15 protein-coding genes are annotated in these 19,668 nt (G+C 62.5%); 7 read left to right on the forward strand and 8 right to left on the reverse strand.

Annotated elements, in window-relative coordinates:
• Positions 1-130 precede the first annotated feature (130 nt).
• A complete protein-coding gene (locus tag P353_RS23020) occupies positions 131-961 on the reverse strand; it encodes a biotin--[acetyl-CoA-carboxylase] ligase (RefSeq protein WP_034374889.1) in 831 nt (276 codons plus the stop codon).
• A 142-nt stretch (positions 962-1,103) separates the two neighbouring features.
• Complete coding sequence (locus P353_RS23025) at positions 1,104-1,610, reverse strand: SET domain-containing protein (RefSeq protein WP_034374891.1); 507 nt, start codon at positions 1,608-1,610, stop codon at positions 1,104-1,106.
• 117 nt (positions 1,611-1,727) lie between these two features.
• Between P353_RS23025 and P353_RS23030 the strand changes: the two genes are divergently transcribed.
• Positions 1,728-4,652 carry a DNA topoisomerase III gene (locus P353_RS23030; protein WP_034374893.1) on the forward strand — a complete coding sequence of 975 codons (2,925 nt, stop codon included), beginning with the start codon at positions 1,728-1,730 and terminating at the stop codon, positions 4,650-4,652.
• Positions 4,653-4,712: 60 nt separating this feature from the next.
• On the opposite strand, the gene P353_RS23035 is transcribed toward P353_RS23030, so the two are convergent.
• The gene (locus P353_RS23035) at positions 4,713-5,306 is read right to left on the reverse strand and encodes a TetR/AcrR family transcriptional regulator (RefSeq protein ID WP_034374895.1); all 594 of its coding nucleotides are present in this window, start codon (positions 5,304-5,306) and stop codon (positions 4,713-4,715) included.
• A 168-nt stretch (positions 5,307-5,474) separates the two neighbouring features.
• On the opposite strand from P353_RS23035, the gene P353_RS23040 reads away from it, so the two are divergent.
• The 5 genes from P353_RS23040 to P353_RS29680 all read left to right on the forward strand — a co-directional run bounded on the left by P353_RS23040 (position 5,475) and on the right by P353_RS29680 (position 11,293).
• Complete coding sequence (locus P353_RS23040) at positions 5,475-6,719, forward strand: branched-chain amino acid ABC transporter substrate-binding protein (RefSeq protein WP_034374898.1); 1,245 nt, start codon at positions 5,475-5,477, stop codon at positions 6,717-6,719.
• A gap of 103 nt (positions 6,720-6,822) precedes the next feature.
• Positions 6,823-8,472: an acyl-CoA dehydrogenase family protein gene (locus P353_RS23045; protein WP_034374900.1), complete on the forward strand. Its 1,650-nt coding sequence runs from the start codon at positions 6,823-6,825 to the stop codon at positions 8,470-8,472.
• Positions 8,473-8,486: 14 nt separating this feature from the next.
• On the forward strand, positions 8,487-10,028 hold the full coding sequence (locus tag P353_RS23050) for a class I adenylate-forming enzyme family protein (protein ID WP_080750656.1): 1,542 nt from the start codon (positions 8,487-8,489) through the stop codon (positions 10,026-10,028).
• A 210-nt stretch (positions 10,029-10,238) separates the two neighbouring features.
• A complete protein-coding gene (locus P353_RS23055) occupies positions 10,239-11,006 on the forward strand; it encodes a tyrosine-protein phosphatase (RefSeq protein ID WP_034374902.1) in 768 nt (255 codons plus the stop codon).
• Between the two features lie 137 nt (positions 11,007-11,143).
• On the forward strand, positions 11,144-11,293 hold the full coding sequence (locus P353_RS29680; protein WP_198529137.1) for a hypothetical protein: 150 nt from the start codon (positions 11,144-11,146) through the stop codon (positions 11,291-11,293).
• A 65-nt stretch (positions 11,294-11,358) separates the two neighbouring features.
• Here the strand turns inward: P353_RS29680 and P353_RS23060 are convergent, their stop codons facing one another.
• Together P353_RS23060 and P353_RS23065 are read right to left on the reverse strand one after the other, a co-directional pair.
• A complete protein-coding gene (locus P353_RS23060; RefSeq protein WP_012840379.1) occupies positions 11,359-13,668 on the reverse strand; it encodes an NADP-dependent malic enzyme in 2,310 nt (769 codons plus the stop codon).
• Between the two features lie 239 nt (positions 13,669-13,907).
• A complete protein-coding gene (locus P353_RS23065) occupies positions 13,908-15,506 on the reverse strand; it encodes a sulfatase-like hydrolase/transferase (protein ID WP_232776827.1) in 1,599 nt (532 codons plus the stop codon).
• Between the two features lie 57 nt (positions 15,507-15,563).
• On the opposite strand from P353_RS23065, the gene mnmE reads away from it, so the two are divergent.
• Positions 15,564-16,991: a tRNA uridine-5-carboxymethylaminomethyl(34) synthesis GTPase MnmE gene (mnmE, locus tag P353_RS23070; protein WP_034374906.1), complete on the forward strand. Its 1,428-nt coding sequence runs from the start codon at positions 15,564-15,566 to the stop codon at positions 16,989-16,991.
• 89 nt (positions 16,992-17,080) lie between these two features.
• Here the strand turns inward: mnmE and yidC are convergent, their stop codons facing one another.
• From yidC to P353_RS23080, 3 genes are read right to left on the reverse strand one after another with little or no spacing between them, the layout of a single operon-like run.
• On the reverse strand, positions 17,081-18,793 hold the full coding sequence (gene yidC / locus P353_RS23075) for a membrane protein insertase YidC (protein WP_034374908.1): 1,713 nt from the start codon (positions 18,791-18,793) through the stop codon (positions 17,081-17,083).
• Complete coding sequence (yidD, locus tag P353_RS28575) at positions 18,790-19,089, reverse strand: membrane protein insertion efficiency factor YidD (RefSeq protein ID WP_003064792.1); 300 nt, start codon at positions 19,087-19,089, stop codon at positions 18,790-18,792. Before yidD ends, yidC begins: the two co-directional genes overlap by 4 nt.
• Positions 19,086-19,643 (reverse strand): ribonuclease P protein component, encoded by a 558-nt coding sequence (locus P353_RS23080; protein ID WP_034374910.1) that lies wholly within the window; start codon positions 19,641-19,643, stop codon positions 19,086-19,088. The genes yidD and P353_RS23080 overlap by 4 nt, the downstream gene beginning before the upstream one ends.
• Between the last annotated feature and the right edge of the window lie 25 nt (positions 19,644-19,668).

Here is a 19,668-nt window from a genome sequence, read left to right on the forward strand (position 1 = left end):
GCTCGCGGGCAGCCGAGCAAGGGCCTGGGCGGCCCCGCCGCCCCGCAGCGAGGGCTGCGTCCTTCTCCCCCTAGCGCGCAGCGCGTAGAGAGAGGAGGAAGGCGCAAAGCGCCTCAGGAGGTGCTTCATTTCAAGCCTGCAGCGGGCTGCCAGCCGGACGCACGCTGATTTCGGAACTGGTCACGGCTTGCAGCCCGGTCGCGGTGCGCACCAGAAAGCCGCCATCGGCAGCCACACCCTGAGCCATGCCGCTCGTGCCGTCGCTCAGATTCACCTCGCGTCCAGCCAGCAGATCGCGCTGGGCGAAACGCTGCATCAGCGGAGCAAAGCCATGCCGGGCAAAGCTCTGCACCTCGGCCACCAGGTTTGGCAATATGCAGGCCAGGGCCGTGGGCGCATCCAGTGCGGCATCGAGCTCCTGCAGGCAGGCCGGGGCCGTGCGCATGCCGTCACCGGGACGCGGACGCACATTGATGCCGATACCGATCACCACATAACGCGGCGCCGTCATATCGTGCTGCTGGCCGCCGACAAAGCTGGCGGTCTCGATCAGAATGCCGGCCAGCTTGCGGTCGCCCTCCAGCCACAGATCGTTGGGCCATTTGATGCCGATCTTGGGCGCAGCTCCCGCTGTGGGAAGCTGGGGCTGCAGGCTCTCGGCCACACTCACGCCCACCGCCAATGACAGCCCCGACCAGTCGCGCGGTGCCAGCGGCAGGCCCAGCGAGAACATCAGCGAATCACCGACGCCGCTGACCCAGTTGCGGCCCAGGCGGCCTCGGCCCTGGGTCTGCTGCTCGGCAATCAACAGCACCGGCTCCGTCAGCCCGTCTCGCGCGCGACGCATGAGCTCGGTATTTGAGGAGTCGATGGTCGGCAGCACCTCGACCGTAAAGCCCGGCAACTGCGGTGCAATGGCTTCCCACAAGGCTTCGGCATTCCAGTGAATCGGCTGAGTCATTTTTTATCTATCCAAATCTAAAAACCGTCAGCGCACTCCAAAACCGGCGCGCCCTGAAACCAGAGACAGCAAGCAAGGGCCGCCCCGCAGCAAGGCTGTCGTCCCCCTCCGCGAAGCAGAGAGGGGGAAGCGGCGCAGCCGCTCAGGCGGTGCCTGCAGGCATCGGAGGCTTCCAGCCCCTTTTCGGCGCCAGCATGGTGCCTCGGCAGTTCGCAGCGCCGCAGTAGCAGGCATATTCCGCCTTGAGCTTGGCCGTATAGCGCTCCTCCACCATCAGGCCATAGTCGTAGTTCAGTTCTTCGCCCGCTGCAATATTGCGCAGCGCCACGATATAGACGCGACCGTCGATCTCGTCGGTATAGCAGTTGGGCGCGCAGCTGTGGTTGATCCAGCGCGAGGAGTTGCCCTTGTGCGTGGCGTCTATCACCCGCTCATCGTCGACCTGAAAGTAAAAAGTGTGATTGGGCTGGCTGGGATCATGCGGATGACGATCCTGCGCCTCCTGCCAGTCAATCACTTCGCCCACGTACTCAATAAGGGTTTCGCCTTGCGCAATATCCTGCGCGGCGAAAACGCCTTTGCCATGAACGCCGGAGCGCCGGGTCTGGATACGGCGGCCCGTTGAAGAGGCCAGTGATGTGCGGGGCATGTTTTCTCTGATACTTTGAATATGCACACATGTGCGCATGCGCGCGCGTGAGAAGCGAATTGTATGAGCCTGAGTTTTGATTCGGGTTCAGGTGGTTAATGACGACGAGAACACACAATGACTAAAACCCTGGTGATTGCAGAGAAGCCTTCTGTCGCACAGGACATCGTCCGTGCGCTGACCCCGGTGGCAGGCAAGTTCGAAAAACACGATGACTATTTCGAATCCGACAGCTATGTGGTGACCAGTGCGGTCGGCCACCTGGTGGAGATTCAGGCGCCCGAAGAATTCGACGTCAAGCGCGGCAAATGGAGTTTTGCCAATCTGCCGGTCATTCCCCCGCGCTTTGATCTCAAGCCCGTGGACAAGACCAAGACCCGCCTGAACGCCGTGGTCAAGCAGGCCAAGCGCAAGGATGTGACCGAACTCATCAATGCCTGTGACGCGGGCCGCGAGGGTGAGCTGATCTTCCGCCTGATCGAGCAATACGCAGGCGGTGCCAAGGGCGGCCTGGGCAAACCCGTCAAGCGCCTGTGGCTGCAATCCATGACGCCGCAGGCGATTCGCGACGGCTTCAACAACCTGCGCAGCGACCAGCAGATGCAGGGCCTGGCCAGCGCCGCGCGCAGCCGCTCCGAAGCCGACTGGCTGGTGGGCATCAACGGCACGCGCGCCATGACGGCCTTCAACTCACGCGACGGCGGCTTCTTCCTGACCACCGTGGGCCGCGTGCAGACGCCCACCCTGTCCCTGGTGGTGGAGCGCGAGGAAAAGATCCGCAAATTCGTCAGCCGCGACTACTGGGAAGTGCACGGCGCTTTCGACGCCCAGGCCGGCCAGTACCTGGGCAAGTGGTTCAACCCGCAGTGGAAGAAGTCGGACGATGCCGAGGCCAAGGCCGACCGCCTGTGGAACAAGGCCGATGCCGAAGTGATTGCCGCTGCCGTGCAGGGCAAGCCGGCCCATGTGACGGAAGAGAGCAAGCCCACCACCCAGGCATCGCCCCTGCTGTTCGACCTGACCAGCCTGCAGCGCGAGGCCAACGGCAAGTTCGGCTTCTCGGCCAAGACCACGCTGGCGCTGGCGCAAAGCCTGTACGAACGTCACAAGGCCCTGACCTACCCGCGTACCGACTCGCGCGCCCTGCCCGAGGACTATCTGCCCGTGGCACGCCAGACCTTCGACATGCTGGCCACCAGCGGCATGCGCCATCTGGCGCCCTTTGCCCAGCAGGCCATCAACGACAACTACATCCGCCCCACCAAGCGCGTTTTCGACAACAGCAAGGTGTCGGATCACTTTGCCATCATCCCGACCACGCAGGCCCCTTCCGGCCTGTCGGAAGCCGAGCAGAAGCTGTACGACCTGGTCGTGCGCCGCTTCATGGCGGTGTTCTTCCCCAGCGCCGAATATCAGGTCACCACGCGCATCAGCAAGGTGGAGCAGCACAGCTTCAAGACCGAGGGCAAGGTGCTGGTCAAGCCGGGTTGGCTGGCCATCTACGGCAAGGAAGCCGCCAACGAGGTGGAGGACGCCAAGGAAGGCGACAAGGGCCAGCCCCTGGTGGCCGTGCAACCCGGCGAGCAGCCGCGCACCCACCACGCCGATGTCAAGAGCCTCAAGACCAAGCCGCCGGCACGCTACTCCGAAGCCACGCTGCTGGGAGCCATGGAAAGCGCCGGCAAGCAGATCGACGACGATGAGCTGCGCGAAGCCATGCAGGAAAAAGGCCTGGGCACGCCAGCCACGCGCGCGGCCATCATCGAAGGCCTGCTGACGGAAAAGTACATGCTGCGCGAAGGCCGCGAGCTCATCCCCACGGCCAAGGCCTTCCAGTTGATGACGCTGCTGCGCGGTCTGGAAGTCGAGGAGCTGTGCCGCGCCGATCTGACCGGCGAATGGGAATTCAAGCTGTCGCAGATGGAAAAAGGCCAGCTCTCACGCGAAGCCTTCATGCAGCAGATCCAGGCCATGACCGAGAAGCTGGTCAAGAAGGCCAAGGAATACGACCGCGACACCATTCCCGGTGACTACGCGACGCTCTCCACGCCCTGCCCCAACTGCGGCGGCGTAGTCAAGGAAAACTACCGCCGCTACGCCTGCACGGGCGCCAATGGCGCCAGCGAAGGCTGCGGCTTCTCGTTCACCAAGTCGCCGGCCGGCCGCACCTTCGAGACGGCCGAAGCCGAGCAACTGCTGCGCGAGCGCCGCATCGGCCCGCTGGAAGGCTTCCGCTCCAAGGCCGGCTGGCCGTTTGTGGCCGAGGTCGCCATCGTGCGTGATGAGGAAAACAGCAACTTCAAGCTGGAATTCGACTTCGGCGACGACAAGGACTCTGAGGACACGGGCGAGATCGTGGACTTTGCCCACCAGCAAAGCCTGGGCCCCTGCCCCAAGTGCGGCTCGCCCGTCTTCGAGCATGGTGCCAACTATGTCTGCTCCAAGGCCGTGCCCACGCTGGCCCAGACCACGCCCAGCTGCGACTTCAAGAGCGGCCAGATCATTTTGCAGCAGCCCATCGAGCGCGAGCAGATGAGCAAGCTGCTGCAGACCGGCAAGACCGATCTGCTGGAGAAGTTCGTCTCCAACCGCACGCGCCGCAACTTCAAGGCCTTCCTGGTCTGGGATGGTGCTGCAGGCAAGGTGAACTTCGAGTTCGAGCAGCGCGAAAGCAAATACCCGGCACGCAAGACGGCTGGCGCAGCGGCGGCCAAAACCACGACGGCTGCCGCCAAGAAAACAGGCACGGCAGCCAAGAAGACCGCCGCCAAGACAGCGACCAAGACCGCTGCGGTGAAAAAGCCCCGCACCGTGAGCGCCACGCTCAAACCCAGCGCCGACCTGGCCGCCGTGATCGGCAGCGAGCCCACCTCGCGCCCCGACGTGATCAAGAAGCTCTGGGACTACATCAAGGCCAACGGCCTGCAGGACGCCAAGGACAAGCGCGCCATCAACGCCGACGCCAAGCTCAAGCCGGTGTTCGGCAAGGAGCAGATCAGCATGTTCGAGCTGGCCGGCATTGTGGGCAAGCATGTGAGCTGATCGCCAGCCTTGCCGCGATGACCAACCAGGACCGCCACGGCTTGCCGCTGGCGGTCTTTTTCATTTCAGGCAGCGCAAGGCGTTCAGATAGCCGGATATGGCCGTGTTGGCACGCTGGCGCAGCAAGTCCAGATCCGGCAGTGCATCGGCGGCCAGATAGCTGTGATTGAACAGGCCGTACAGAATGCACTGGCTCACCCGTGCAGCATCGCGCACCGGGTAGTCCGGGGGCAGATCGACGGCCTGCTCTATGGCTGCGGCCCAGGCATCCACAAAGCGTTCGAACATCTTGCGGTAGGCCTCGGAAGTGGAGTAGTGGCGCTCCAGCAGATAGTGGGCACCCCATTCATCTGCCCGCTCACGGTGCGCCTGCAACTGCGACTCGATCACCGCCTCGGCAATCTGCATCAGCGGCTGGCCCGAATGGCTTGCGGTCACGCCGCGAATGCCCAGCAGCAGTGACTTGGAGCGCAGATGCAGGCAAACCTTGGCCAGGTCTTCCTTGCCCGAGAAGTACTCGTAGAAGCTGCCCAGCCCGGTGCCCGCCACCAGGACGATCTCGCGCACGGTGATTTCCGCGTAACTGCGCTCAAGCAAAAGCCGAACAAAGGCGTCCTGCAGGGACTGAAACGTCTGCCGCGCACGGGACTGCAAAGGGCGGCGACGCCCTGCTGTCGCGGTCGAAGGAGTGCGTGGTTTCATGCTGGCCAAATCCGAACACCTTTTTTGCACGGTTTCCTAGAATTTTTGACAGGTACTTCGATGCCATTGTGCATTGCGGCCTGGTGAATAAAAAATTCTTATGAGAGGACGGAGACAAGCATGCACCCTCGTATTTCCACTCCCCTGGCGGCAGTGGCTCTGGCCTGCGCATCACTCGTTCACGCGCAGCCGGCCACGGTGGTGAAGATTGCCTCGCTGGATGCCATGAGCGGGCCCATGGCGGGGCTGGGCCTGAATGTGCTCAAGAGCTTCCAGTACAGCGCCAGGCTTGCCAACGAGCAAAGCTGGGCCGGTGCTGTGAAGTTCGAGGTCGTGCCATTCGACAACCGCCTCTCCGCACAGGAGGCGCTGAGCCAGCTCAACTCCATCATCGGACAGAACATCCGCTATGTGGTGCAGGGTGCCAGCTCCTCGGCCGTGGGCCTGGCACTGCAGGAGGCCATCGAAAAGCACAACAGCCGCAACCCCGGCAAGGAAATCATCTACCTGAACTATGCGGCCCAGGCACCACAGATGACCAATGCCAGGTGCAGCTACTGGCACTTTCGCACCGATGCGAATTCGGACATGAAGGTGGCCGCGCTGACCTCTTACCTGGCCGGGCAAAAGCAGGTGAAGCAGGTCTTTCTGCTCAACCCCAACTATGCCTACGGCCAGGAAGTCTCGCGCGCCGCACGCAGCATGCTGGCGGCCAAGCGCCCCGACCTGAAGATCGTGGGCGATGACTTCCACCCGCTGGGCCAGGTCAAGGATTACGCCCCCTATATCGCCAAGATCAAGCAATCCGGGGCCGATGCCGTCATCACTGCGGACTTCGGTGCCGATCTGGCACTGATCGTGCGCGCCGCACGCGAAGCTGGCTTGAGCACGGACTTCTACACCCTCAACGGCAACAACTTCGGGGTGCCCAGCGCCATGGGTGCGGCAGGGCAGGGCCGGGTCAAGCTGATCTCGGCCTTCAGCCCCAACTCCGAGCCGCTGATGAGCAGCCCGCTGCTGCCGGGCTTCAAGCGCCAGTTCAACGAGGACTTCATCAACGGCCTGGGCCACAACGCCATGCTGATGCTGGCCCAGGCCATGCGCGAGGCAAAGTCCGTGGAACCTGCCGCCGTCGCGGCCAGGATGTCGGGCATGCGCTTCGAGGGCATCAACGGCCCCGTGGAAATGCGCAAGAGCGACCACCAGGCCCAGCAACCCATCCATGTGCTGAGCTGGGAAAAAGTGGACGACAAGACCGTGGTGCATGACCAGGAAGGAACGGGCCTGGGATGGAAGCCCGTCAGCATGGTTTCCGCGCAGGCGGCCAGCCTGGACACCAGCTGCAAGATGAAGCGGCCCTCCTGAACCCGCACCCTGGCGGGCCCTGACCGCCCGTTGCGCATGACATAGAAATCACAAAGCCCTGCGCACTGCTGCGGGCAGGGCCACATAGCAAGGAAGAGACATCATGACTGGCATCCATCCCCATAACCAGGCCCCGGAACTCAAGGACTACAACGTCTACACCAGCGACCCGGTGCTGCAGCGTGCCGTGACTCGCGGCGGCGCACAGTGGCGCGACCCGGAGCTGCAACGCCAGGGCGCGGAATATGGCGCCGAAGCCACGCTGCGTGCCGCAGAAGAAGCCAACCACTTCGAGCCCGAGCTGCACACGCATTCGCCCGCAGGCGACCGTATCGACCAGGTGCGCTTTCACCCCGCATGGCACCAGATGATGACGATTGCACGGCGCAACGGCATCTCCAACCTGCCCTTCACCGACAAGCGGCAGACGGCCTGGGCCGCCTATGGCGCATCGCTGTTCATGCACAGCCAGATCGAGTCCGGCTCTACCTGCCCGACGACCATGACCAAGGCCAGCATTCCGCTGGTGCGCATCAACCCCCAGCTCAATGCGGCGCTGGGGCCGCTGCTGGAATCCACCGACTACGACGCGCGCGACATTCGCGCCGAGAGCAAGCGCGCCATCACCGTGGGCATGGGCATGACGGAGCGTCAGGGCGGCAGCGATGTGCGCAGCAACACCACGCGCGCCGTGGCCCTGAACCCATCGGGCAGCAGCGGCCCCTGGGGCGAAGAATACCTGATCACCGGCCACAAGTGGTTCTTCTCGGCCCCCATGTGCGATGGGCATCTGGTGCTGGCCAAGACCGAGGAGCGCGGCCCCACCTGCTTTTTCGTGCCGCGCTGGCGGCCCGACGGCAGCAAGAACGCCATTCATATCCAGCGCCTCAAGGACAAGGTGGGCAACCGCTCCAACAGCAGCAGCGAAGTGGAGTTCGACAACGCCTGGGGCGTGCTCATAGGCCAGGAAGGCCGCGGCATTTCCACCATCATCGAAATGGCCACCTACACCCGCCTGGACTGTGCGCTGTCCAGTGCAGGCTTCATGCGCCAGGCCCTGGTGCAGGCCCTGCACTACACGCGCAACCGCCATGCCTTCGGCCTGCCCCTTGCAGAGCAGCCGGTGATGACCGGCCTGCTGGCCGATATGGCGTTGGAATCCGAAGCCGCCACCTGGCTGGCCATGGATCTGGCCGCACGCTTTGGCTCCGAAGACCCTCTGGATCAGGCCTGGCGCCGCATCGTCACGCCAGCTGCCAAGTTCTGGAACTGCAAGCGTGCCGTAGGCTACACGGGCGAAGCCATGGAAGTCTTCGGCGGCAACGGCTATGTGGAGACCGGCCCCATGGGGCGCTTGTTCCGCGAAGCACCCGTCAACTCCATCTGGGAAGGGTCGGGCAACGTCATGTGCCTGGATGTGCTGCGCGCCATTGCCCGCAACCCGGACGACGCCCATCTGCTGCTGGACCATCTGCGTGAAGTCGGCTCCGAGGAGGCCGTGCTGCGTGCGCAGGTGGACAAGCTGCGCCAGGCCGTCACCCTGCCCCCTCAGGAGCTGGAGCGCGAGGCTCGCCGCTTCACCCAGCGCCTGGCCGTCACGGTGCAAGCCACACTGATGCTGCAGCATGCGGGCAGCGACAGTGCCTCGGCCTTCCTCGGCAGCCGCTTCGACCCGGACTGGGGCCCGGTGGCAGGTGTTGCCTGCGCCAGCAGCGACCCAGCCGCCCTGCTGCGCAATGCCTGGACTGGCTGAGGAGGACACCAGCAATGATGAATTTCATTTCCCTGCTCGACCAGCAGGCACGTACGCGCCCCGAAAAACTGGCGCTGCGCGCCGACGGCCAGGACTGGAGCTATGCCGCGCTGGCGCTGGCCGGCCGCCGAGCCGCCACCGTGCTCTATGAGCAAGGCGTGCGCCAGGGCGACAAGGTAGGCCTGCTGTGCTTCAACACCCCGGGCTTCGTGTTTGCGCTGCTTGGCGCCTGGCGGCTGGGCGCGGTCGTCGTGCCCATCAACCACAAGCTGCAGGCCCCGGAAGTGAGCTACATACTGCGCCACTCGGGTGCTCGACTGTGCCTTGTGGATGGTGCGCGCGCTTCGCTGATCACCGCTATCCAGGCCGAACCACAGCCGCTGGCCGACATGCAGTGGCTGAGCACAGCTTCTGCCGCCGAAGGCCTGGACTGCTTCGATGAGCTGCTGGCGCAGGCTGCGCCCTGCGGCGACGCGCATGGCCGACCTGCGCCACACGCGCTGGCCGAGATTCTCTACACCTCCGGCACCACGGGCCAGCCCAAGGGCTGCCTGCACAGCCATGCCAATGTCTTCCACGCCGCCCTGTGTGCAGCGGCGGCCACCTCGCTGGCTCCCACGGAGCGCACGCTGATCGCCATGCCCATATGGCACTCGTCGCCGCTGAACAACTGGTTTTTGGGCACCTTGCTCATGGGCGGCACCGCCGTGCTGATGCGTGAATATGCGCCCAGGGAGTTTCTGGAAACGCTGGCGCAGGAACGCATCAGCTTCACCTTTGGCGCACCGATTGCCTTTCTGGCACCGCTGTCCGTGGTGCCCGATGTGGCCAGCTACGACTTCAGCGCCATGCGATTGTGGGCCTACGGCGGTGGCCCGCTGGGCGCGGACATGGCACGCAAGCTGGCTCAGGCCTATCGCAGCGACCGCTTCATGCAGGTCTATGGCATGACCGAATCAGGCCCTCTGGGTACCGTGCTCTACCCCGAAGAGGCCGTGGCCAAGGCAGGCTCCATAGGTCGCTGCGCCATACCCGGCGTTGAACTGGAAGTGCGCCGTCAGGACGGCGGCCTGTGCGGCCCCGGCCAAGTGGGCGAGATCTGCCTGCGCTCTGCGGCCATGATGCAAGGCTATCTGGACAACCCCGAGGCCACGGCCGCCGTGCTGGACGAGCAGGGCTGGTATCGCAGCGGCGACCTGGCGCGCGTGGACGAGGACGGCTATCTCTACATCGTGGACAGACTCAAGGACATGATCGTTACCGGCGGCGAGAACGTCTACTCCAAGGAAGTGGAAGACGTGCTCTGCACCCACCCCAACGTGCAGGACGTGGCCGTCATCGGCCGCCCTCATCCCGAATGGGGCGAGACCGTGGTGGCAGTGCTGACCCTGAAGCCCGGCAAGACGCCGGACCATGACGATCTGCGCCAGTTCATGGAGACCAGGCTGGCTCGCTACAAGATTCCGCGCATCTTCGAAGTCCGTGACACACTGCCACGCACCGCGACCGGCAAGCTGCTCAAGCACATGCTGCGCGGCAGCATGACCAGCCACTGAGGGCAGAGGCACTGCCGCCTGGCTGCTCACTGGGCGGCTCCTTGGGCCGCTCCGCCCCGGCAGGAGCCGCCCGGAGCCATCCACAGAAGCTCGGCACCTCATTCATGTCCAAGGCTGGTGGCGCTTTCGTCGGGGCCGACGATGCATGCGCCGCCCCCGGGTAACACGGATGACATGGACGGGTCTTTGCAATCCGCTATAAGCAGTGATATGCAACTGAACCACGACCTGCTGACGGAGCGCCCAGCGCGCCAAGTCTCCCTCTCGGGAGCCTCCAATTTCCGTGATCTGGGCGGATATCGGGGCCTGGACGGCCGCCACCTGCAATGGGGCAAGCTGTACCGCTCCGCCCATCTGGCGCATTTGACGCAGCAGGACCTGGAACAACTGCAAAAGCTGGGCATCCACCGCAGCGCAGACTTTCGCGGCGAAGGTGAAAGCGCGCATCTCTCCTATGACTGGCCCAGGATCGAACGCCATGCCCTGATCGTCGAACCCACGGTAGTGCAGCGCGCCCAGTCCATGATGGAGCAGGGCCGCCACCTCAGCAGCCGCGACACAGAGGAGCTGATGCATGACACCTACCGCAGCTTTGTGAACGTGTACGGCAATCGCTTTGCACAGTTCCTCGCGCTGCTGCAGCTCAGCGATGCGCCACTGGTCTTTCACTGCACGGCCGGCAAGGACCGCACGGGTTGGGCCGCTGCCCTGCTGCTGACAGCCCTGGGTGTGGACGATGAGCAGATCATGGAAGACTATCTGCTGACGAATCAATACTTCAGACGCCCCGCCCAGATGTACGGCCAGCTGTCCGAAGAGGCTCTGGATGCGCTGTGGCGCGTGCAGCCGTCCTACCTGATGGCCTCGGTCGATGTGGTGCGCGCCCAGCATGGCAGCGTGGACCGCTATCTGACCCAGGTGCTGGGTATAGATGGTGCTGCGCGTGAGCGACTGGCCGAGCTGTATCTGGAGACCTGATCAAATTTGATAGCTGTCAATGCTTATCGTGAATTGGTTTCATACCAATCTCAGGCATAACAAGCTGTTACGACAGGGGATCTTCGGCCCGCTACCATGGGCCATAAGCCGCAATGGATGCGGTCAAGGAAATGCAGATGCGCAAATGGCTCACCCTGGCCGCAGCAGCCGCCACGCTGGCGCTGACGGCCTGCTCCGGCACCATGCCGGCCTCCTCCAGCTCCAGCAGCTCCGGCGGCGTGGAGATATTTGGCACGGTGGACGCAGGCGTCAGCCGCACCTGGTAGGCCCCGCTTCAGGTACAAAAAAGCCCGCCGTGCTCCATGCACGGCGGGCTTTTTTTGCCGCGTAATTAACGGCTGACGTTGGCGTCGGCCACGGTCAGCGCCGTCATGTTCACGATACGGCGCACCGTGGTGCTGGGAGTCAGCACATGCACGGGCTTGGCCGCACCCAGCAGCACCGGGCCCACCGCAATGCCGCCGCCGGCAGCCTGCTTGAGCAGGTTGTAGCTGATATTGGCGGCATCGATGTTGGGCGACACCAGCAGGTTGGCATCACCGAGCAGCGTGCTGTTGGGCATGAGCTTGGCGCGGGCCTTGCCGTCCAGAGCCACATCGCCATGCATTTCGCCATCCACTTCCAGCCAGGGAGCCTGCTCGCGCAGCAGCTCCAGGGTCTGGCGCATCTTGACGGCGCTGGGCTGGTTGCTGGAGCCAAAGTTGGAGTGGCTCAGCAGCGCAGCCTTGGGCTTGATACCGAAGCGCATCATTTCCTCGGCAGCCATGATGGTGATCTCGGCGAGTTGCTCGGCCGTGGGGTCGTAGTTGACGTGGGTGTCGACCAGGAACACCTGGCGCTCGGGCAGCAGCAGGCCGTTCATGCAGGCATAGGTGGCCACACCGCTGCGCTTGCCGATGACCTGATCGATGTAGTTCAGGTGCACATTGGTGTTGTTCCAGGTGCCACAGATCAGGCCGTCGACCTCGCCCTTGTGCAGCAACATGGAGCCGATCAGCGTCAGGCGGCGGCGCATTTCGATCTTGGCGATGGGAGCGGTGATGCCCTTGCGCTCCGTCATGCGGTGATAGCTCTGCCAGAAGTCGCGGTAGCGCTCGTCATGCTCGACGTTGACCACGTCGTAGTCGGCGCCTTCCTTCATGCGCAGACCGAACTTCTCGATGCGCTGGGCAATGATGGCTGGACGGCCGATCAGTGTCGGGCGGGCAATGCGTTCGTCGACCACGATCTGGGCCGCACGCAGGATGCGCTCTTCCTCACCCTCGGCATAGGCCACGCGCTTCTTGGTGGCCTTCTTGGCGGCATGCACGATGGGCTTCATCATGGTGCCGGAGGCGTAGACAAAGGTCTTCAGGTGCTCGCGGTAGGCATCCATGTCCTGGATGGGGCGCTTGGCCACACCGGCTTCGGCCGCAGCCTGGGCCACGGCGGGTGCCACGATCAGCATCAGGCGCGGATCGAAGGGCTTGGGAATCAGGTACTCGGGGCCGAAGCTCAGCACCTCGCCCACATAGGCGGCTGCCACTTCTTCAGACTGCTCGGCCTGGGCCAGCGCGGCAATCGCGTGCACGCAGGCGATCTCCATGGAGGTGGTGATGGTGGTCGCACCGCAGTCCAGCGCACCACGGAAGATGTAGGGGAAGCACAGGACGTTGTTGACCTGGTTGGGGTAGTCCGTGCGGCCCGTGGCGATGATGGCGTCGTCGCGCACCGCCTTCACATCTTCAGGAATGATTTCCGGGTTGGGGTTGGCCAGCGCGAAGATGATGGGCCTGGCCGCCATCTTCTTGACCATGTCCTGCTTGAGCACGTTGCCGGCGGACAGGCCCAGGAAGGCGTCGGCGCCCTCGATCACCTCACCCAGCGTGCGCAGCTCGGTCTTCTGGGCAAACAGCGCCTTGTCCGGATCCATCAGCTCGGTACGGCCCTCATAGACCACGCCAGCGATGTCGGTCACGAACACGTTCTCGCGCTTCAGGCCCACTTCCAGCAGCAGGTTCAGGCAGGCCAGAGCCGCGGCGCCAGCGCCCGAAGCCACCAGCTTGACCTCTTCGATCTTCTTGCCGGCGACCTTGAGCGCATTGACCATGGCCGCAGCCACGGTGATGGCCGTGCCGTGCTGGTCGTCGTGGAAGACGGGAATGTTCATGCGCTTGCGCAGCTCACGCTCCACGAAGAAGCACTCGGGCGCCTTGATGTCTTCGAGGTTGATGGCACCGAAGGTGGGCTCCAGCGCAGCAATCACGTCGACCAGCTTTTGCGGGTCCTTCTCGTCGATCTCGATGTCGAACACATCGACGCCGGCGAACTTCTTGAACAGCACGCCCTTGCCCTCCATCACGGGCTTGGAAGCCAGCGCACCGATGTCGCCCAGGCCCAGCACCGCCGTGCCGTTGGAGATCACGCCCACCAGGTTGCCGCGGCTGGTGTATTTGAAGGCCGCAGCGGGGTCCTTGACGATTTCCTCGCAGGGCGCAGCCACGCCGGGCGAGTAGGCCAGGGCCAGATCATGCTGATTGGCCATGGGCTTGGTTGCCGTGATGGCCACCTTGCCGGGCTTGGGGAACTCGTGATACTCCAGTGCCGCCTGACGCAGCAACGCACGTTTATCAATCGAGGTAATGGGCTTGGTGTCGGACATCAGCGGTCTCCAGCTCGCAAAGTAAGTCATCCGCAGTAAGGACTCTCTATGAACACACGGCCCGGCCCCTGCGCTCCTGCGGACGATGAAATCGGATTTTGGATTGTAGGCCGAGCGCTATCAAAAAAAGAGGGGGTGCAGCTCGGCGTTTAAGGTCAAACAGCCATGACCGTTCAATAACAATGCAAACAAAATCATAACATTATGCCAACAATGCATAACATATGAGACTTTGCACTTCAGGGCGTGCAGGCATCGTCGCGATAGAGCTCGGCATAAGCCACACCATCGAAATGCAGCTTGCGGCTGTCCTGCAAATGCGGCATCGCCGTGCGGACGTCGTATCCCTGGGCTGCAATCAATATCTCGGGCGCCAGAGTCGTGCTGTGTTCCAGAGGACCTTCAGAGATCGCCACCTCTTCACTCCCTTGGAGACTCCTCATTGCCTCGTTCGCCCAATATGCCAGTGGAACCTCCAGCACTGACTGATCATTGCCCTGGCGAGGGCTGTCCACACAAGGAGGAACTCCAAGGCCATGATCAGAGACGTAAAGCAGCGCGCTGGGCGCATCAGACGCCTCATCCACCATGCGAATCCAGTCGGCCAGCAGGTCCGAGGTATAGCGAATCGAGTTATCGTATGCATCTGCGCCCTCGTAGCGGGAACGAGGGTAGCGCTGGGAGATAGCGGGATGACTGCCATAGGTATGAAGAACCACCAGCTTATGTGACGCATCATCCGCCAGCGACTTCTCCAGCCAAGTCGTCATCACTTCGTCATGTGCCCCATTGCCCACCTTGGCATAGACATCCGCAGAGCGACGCAATATCTGCGAGTACATATCCTCGCTCTTGTCATTGAATCTGGAGTTGGAAAAGACAAAGGTCTTGTAGCCGGCATGCCGAGCCAAATCTAGGAACGAAGGCGAGGCATTTCTCTGGCTGTCGAAAGCAGACTGCCCGGTCAAAATAAAGGGCAGCGCCTTTGCGGTATTGAAGCCATGAGCCATGACCTTGTAGGTACGCAAACCGGAAACCTGCCTCAGTGACTGATTGGTATCGTCTCCCTCATAGCCCAATAGTGACCAGCGATGGCTGCTGGCGCTCTCACCAATAACCACCACCAAGGTGTTCGCCTGAGATGCACTTGGCCTGGCAGGCAATGTCGGCTGATAGAAAACCTCTTTTTCCAGATCTCCATAACGCACCGCAGCCTTGGCCATATGCATGGGATAGATATGACGCAGTTTATGCACATAGTCATTGACGGTGAACTGCTGGGTCACGCCAAAGGCAAAAAAGCTGGTCCAGAGCAATCCTATGCCCAGCAGTATTCTTTTCTCCCATTTCTGAAATGGAGCTGTTCCATTCGTGCAGTTTTTAAAGAGGAAGTAGCCACATCCGAAACTTGCCACCAGCCAGCACAGCACGACAAGAATCATCTGACGATTGATCGAGCTCAGGAACTCGGCGGCCTCATGCGCCTCAGTGCGCCACAGCGTGGCTAGGGAAAACTCATCGATCATGTTTCCCAAAAACTGGGCATGAAAAATATTCGCAGCGCCGATAAAAATCAGAAGTGGAATACAGATCGCCAGAGACTTTCGGGACAGCGCCAAAGGATAGAAGAACAGCGCGGCCAACAACGTGTAGCCCACCTCTTTTCCATATGAGCGAATTAGAAACGGAGGTGAAAAAAGCAATATCCAGGCTAGTAGAGAGCCCAGTCTCATTGCAAAGGAAGACATATTCATTTTTCGTGACAGATTTGTGACGATTGTATGAAACGCTTCTGCTGTTAAATAGCCGCCCGAGCAGCGCTCACCGTTGATTTCCAAGGACTTAACCCGCAAGGCTATGATTTGCGGCTTCTCTTCTCGACCGAAAGTCCGCCCATGCTTCCCCGCCACAACGACCCGATTGCCGCCATCGCCACCGCTCCGGGGCGTGGTGCCGTGGGCATTGTTCGGGTCTCCGGCAAAGGCATTGCTGCACTGGTCCGGACGCTTTGCGGCAAGGCGCTGAAACCGCGCGAAGCGACTTATCTGCCCTTCAGGGACGCGCACGGTGCGCCCATTGACCATGGCCTGGCCATCTACTTTCCCGGCCCGCACAGCTACACGGGCGAGGATGTGCTGGAGCTGCAGGCCCACGGCGGCCCCGTGGTGCTACAGCTGCTGCTGGCGCGCTGCCTGGAAGCAGCACAGAGCGCCAATGAAGATGGCAAGCCGGTGCTGACTGGGCTGCGCCTGGCCCAGCCCGGCGAGTTCACCGAGCGCGCCTTTCTCAACGACAAGATCGACCTGGCCCAGGCCGAGGCGATTGCCGACCTCATCGATGCCAGCACCGAAGCGGCCGCGCGCAGTGCCAGCCGTTCACTGTCCGGCGCGTTCTCGCAGGAAATCCATGTGCTGCGCGATGCCCTGGTGCATCTGCGCATGCTGGTGGAAGCCACGCTGGACTTCCCCGAGGAGGAAATCGACTTTCTGCAGAAGGCCGATGCCTTTGGTCAACTCGAGCGCCTGCGCGCCCAGGTCACTGCCGTGCTGGCACGCGCCCACCAGGGCGCGCTGCTGCGCGAAGGCATCAAGGTGGTGATTGCCGGCCAGCCCAATGCGGGCAAAAGCTCGCTGCTCAATGCGCTGGCAGGGGCCGAGCTGGCCATCGTCACCCCGATTGCCGGAACCACGCGCGACAAGGTGCAGCAGACGATTCAGATCGAGGGCGTGCCCCTGCATGTGATCGACACCGCTGGCCTGCGTGACAGCGATGACGAAGTGGAGCGCATCGGCATTGCACGCGCCTGGGACGAGATTGCAGCAGCCGATGCCGTGCTCTTCCTGCACGATCTGACCCGCGTGGAACAGGCTGACTATGCTGCCGACGATGCCGATATCGCCCGCACCCTGCAGGACAGGTTGCCCGCGCAGGTGCCGGTCATCCATGTCTGGAACAAGACCGATATGGCGGCCGCCGACGTGCAGGCCCGTCACACCGCCCAGCTCAATGCCGAGCAGATCGCCCTGTCTGCCCGTACCGGTGACGGCCTGGATGCGCTGCGCAAGCGGCTGCTGGAAGTGGCGGGCTGGCAATCCGCCCCTGAAGGCCTGTACCTGGCCCGCGCCCGCCATGTGGAGGCCCTGCAGGCCGTGGATGCCCATCTGGAGATGGCCGACGCGCAGCTGGCGGCGCAATCCGCCCATCTGGATCTGCTGGCCGAGGAGCTGCGCCTGGCCCAGCTGTCGCTGAACTCGATTACTGGCGAATTCAGCTCAGACGACCTGCTGGGGGTGATCTTCTCCAGCTTTTGCATCGGCAAGTAAGGCCGCAGGCAGGCCCGCCGCCTTGTTCGAGCGGGCATAAAAAAACGCCACCTTTTCAGGTGGCGTTCTTGTTGGCGCTGGCGCCGTGCTTACTTGCCTTCGGCAGCCTTGCCGAACTTGGGCAGGTTGAACTGAGGCGGCACGCCCATGCGCTTGTTGATGATCCACTGCTGAGCGATCGACAGAATGTTGTTCGTCAGCCAGTACAGCACCAGACCCGAGGGGAAGAAGAAGAACATCACGCTGAACATCAGCGGCATGATCCACATCATCTTGGCCTGCATGGGGTCAGGAGGAGCGGGGTTCAGGGCGGTCTGCAGCAGCGAGGACAGAGTCATCAGCAGCGGCAGGATAAAGAAGGGATCCGGCACCGAAAGGTCGTGAATCCAGCCAATCCAGGGCGCGTTGCGAATTTCCACGCTGGACTGCAGCACCCAGTACAGAGCCATGAAGACAGGGATCTGAATGACGATGGGCAGACAGCCGCCCATGGGGTTGACCTTCTCCTCGCGGTAGATGCGCATCATCTCCTGCTGCATCTGCTGGGGCTTGTCCTTCAGACGCTCGCGCATTTCCTGAATGCGGGGGTTGATGGCCTTCATCTTGGCCATCGAGGAGTAAGCCTTGGCGTTGAGCCAGTAGAAGGCGATCTTCAGCAGCACCACCAGGGCCACGATGGACCAGCCCCAGTTGCCGATGAACTTGTGCAGCTCGGACAGCAGCCAGTACAGCGGCTTGGCCAGAATCGTCAGCCAGCCATAGTCCTTGACCAGTTCCAGACCGGGCGAGAGCTTTTCCAGCATGGGCTCGATCTGAGGACCGGAGAACAGGCGCGAGCTCACGGTCTTGGTCTGACCAGGTTCCACTGTGCCCACGGGCGTGATCATGCCCACGGCATAGAGGTTGTCGCCCACCTTGCGCACGAAGTTGTCGCGCTGGATACCGTCGGCCAGCAGCCAGGCGCTGGCGAAGTAATGCTGCACCATGGCCACAAAGCCATTGGGAGAGGCCTTGTCGACCTCGGCCTTGCCGCTTTCGATGTCCTTGAACTCGACCTTGTGGTACTTCTTGGCTTCGGTATAGACGGCCGGGCCGGTGAAGGTGGAATAGAAGCTGGACTCATGCTCGGGCTTGTTGCCGTCGCGCACCAGTTGCATGTACAGCTGGGGGTTCACGGCGGTCGAGCCGGTGTTGACCACATCGTGCTGCACATCGACGGCATAGGAGCCGCGCTTGAGCGTGAAGGTCTTGATCAGCTTCACGCCACCCTGGTCGGCAGACTCGAAGCGCACTTGCACGCTGTCCTGACCGTCCTTGAGCTCGCGCTCGCCGGGCATCACGGTCATGGGAGTCTTGTGCGTGGGGAAGTTGCCGCCGATCAGGCCGGTCTGACCCAGATACACACGCTTGGCGTTTTCCTCGAACACCTGCATGAGCTTCTTGTCATCCGTGGTGTCGGAGTACTTGAGCAGCTCGGAAGCTTTTAGCGTGCCGCCTTCGCTGTCGAAGGTCAGGCGCATCACATCGCTGCCCACGATCACGTCCTGACGGGGCGTCACGGCTGCTGCAGGCTGAGCCGCGGCATTGGCAGCACCGGGCACATCGCCGGCAGAAGCTGCTGCTGCGGGCTGGGGCACGCTGACGTCAGCAGGCTTGACATCAGCCGCAGCAGGCGCGCTGACCGTCTGCGGCGATGGGAAGAAGGTGGGCTTTTTGCCGTTATGGATTTGCCACTTGTCCCAGAGCAAAACCATGGAAAAGCCAAATATCACCCACAGTATGGTGCGGCGAATATCGTTCATGAAGACTTCTTAGGTGAGGAAGGTTGGGTGGTCGCGGAAGAGTCCGAGGCATCGTCCAGAAAGGAAAACAGCCTGGGCTTTTGCTGTGGCACGGGATCATGCCCTCCGTCACACCACGGATGACAACGCGCCAGCCGGCGCACCGTCAGATAAGAGCCTACCGCAGCGCCGTGTTGCTCCAGCGCTTGAAGGGAATAGGCCGAGCAGGTCGGCTCGAAGCGACAGGCCGAGCCCAGCCAGGGACTGAGCAGCAGCCTGTAGCCACGCACTACAGCCATGAGCAGTCGCTGCATCATGGCTGGTTCTCCGGCTGATTAGCTATTGAATCAGTAGCTTCTTGCGTTTTACCATCAATGGCTTGGGGTGAAATTTTCTTCAATTCCACCTCCGCCTCAGCGGCCTGACGGGCCTGCGTCAGGCGGCGCGCCCCGGTCGCAAAAAGCTGTTGCAGTTCCTTGCGGACTGCTGCCTTGAGCTGATCAGAAGTTGCACTGACGAATTGCTTACGGTCAAACCCCGAGCGCAGGCGCACCACATAGGAAGCACACAGCAGGGCGTCTTCGTAATCCGAGGACACCGCATAGATCTGGCGCTTGATGGTGTGGCGCGTGACTGAGCGGCGTGCCCAGCGCTTGGGCACCATGGCACCCAGCCAGGCCTGCTTGCGCACGGCACCAATGCCAAACAGGGCCTGCGGATCGTTCGATCCGGGCCCTGTCCTGGGGTTGGCAACCATGTCGGGAACCTCTGCCACCAGCTCCATGCGATGCAGGGCGAAGTGCGGGGTACGGGCAATCGTGCCCGCGGACATGGTGGCCTGGAATTGCGGACGCGTTTTCAGCCTTTGCATAAGAGAGCCTCCGTTCAGAGGCCTT

It is taken from the genome of Comamonas testosteroni (genome assembly GCF_000761245.1).
Classification (GTDB): domain Bacteria; phylum Pseudomonadota; class Gammaproteobacteria; order Burkholderiales; family Burkholderiaceae_C; genus Comamonas; species Comamonas testosteroni_C.

Excerpts from the sequence above, each read along its gene's own strand:
- mnmE (WP_034374906.1), top strand. The coding sequence starts at position 15,564 with ATGCTTCCCCGCCACAACGACCCGATTGCCGCCATCGCCACCGCTCCG.
- P353_RS23045 (WP_034374900.1), top strand. The coding sequence starts at position 6,823 with ATGACTGGCATCCATCCCCATAACCAGGCCCCGGAACTCAAGGACTAC.
- yidD (WP_003064792.1), bottom strand. The coding sequence starts at position 19,089 with ATGATGCAGCGACTGCTCATGGCTGTAGTGCGTGGCTACAGGCTGCTG.
- P353_RS23020 (WP_034374889.1), bottom strand. The coding sequence starts at position 961 with ATGACTCAGCCGATTCACTGGAATGCCGAAGCCTTGTGGGAAGCCATT.
- P353_RS23050 (WP_080750656.1), top strand. The coding sequence starts at position 8,487 with ATGATGAATTTCATTTCCCTGCTCGACCAGCAGGCACGTACGCGCCCC.
- P353_RS23080 (WP_034374910.1), bottom strand. The coding sequence starts at position 19,643 with ATGCAAAGGCTGAAAACGCGTCCGCAATTCCAGGCCACCATGTCCGCG.
- P353_RS23055 (WP_034374902.1), top strand. The coding sequence starts at position 10,239 with ATGCAACTGAACCACGACCTGCTGACGGAGCGCCCAGCGCGCCAAGTC.
- P353_RS23060 (WP_012840379.1), bottom strand. The coding sequence starts at position 13,668 with ATGTCCGACACCAAGCCCATTACCTCGATTGATAAACGTGCGTTGCTG.
- yidC (WP_034374908.1), bottom strand. The coding sequence starts at position 18,793 with ATGAACGATATTCGCCGCACCATACTGTGGGTGATATTTGGCTTTTCC.
- P353_RS23030 (WP_034374893.1), top strand. The coding sequence starts at position 1,728 with ATGACTAAAACCCTGGTGATTGCAGAGAAGCCTTCTGTCGCACAGGAC.
- P353_RS23040 (WP_034374898.1), top strand. The coding sequence starts at position 5,475 with ATGCACCCTCGTATTTCCACTCCCCTGGCGGCAGTGGCTCTGGCCTGC.
- P353_RS23025 (WP_034374891.1), bottom strand. The coding sequence starts at position 1,610 with ATGCCCCGCACATCACTGGCCTCTTCAACGGGCCGCCGTATCCAGACC.
- P353_RS29680 (WP_198529137.1), top strand. The coding sequence starts at position 11,144 with ATGCGCAAATGGCTCACCCTGGCCGCAGCAGCCGCCACGCTGGCGCTG.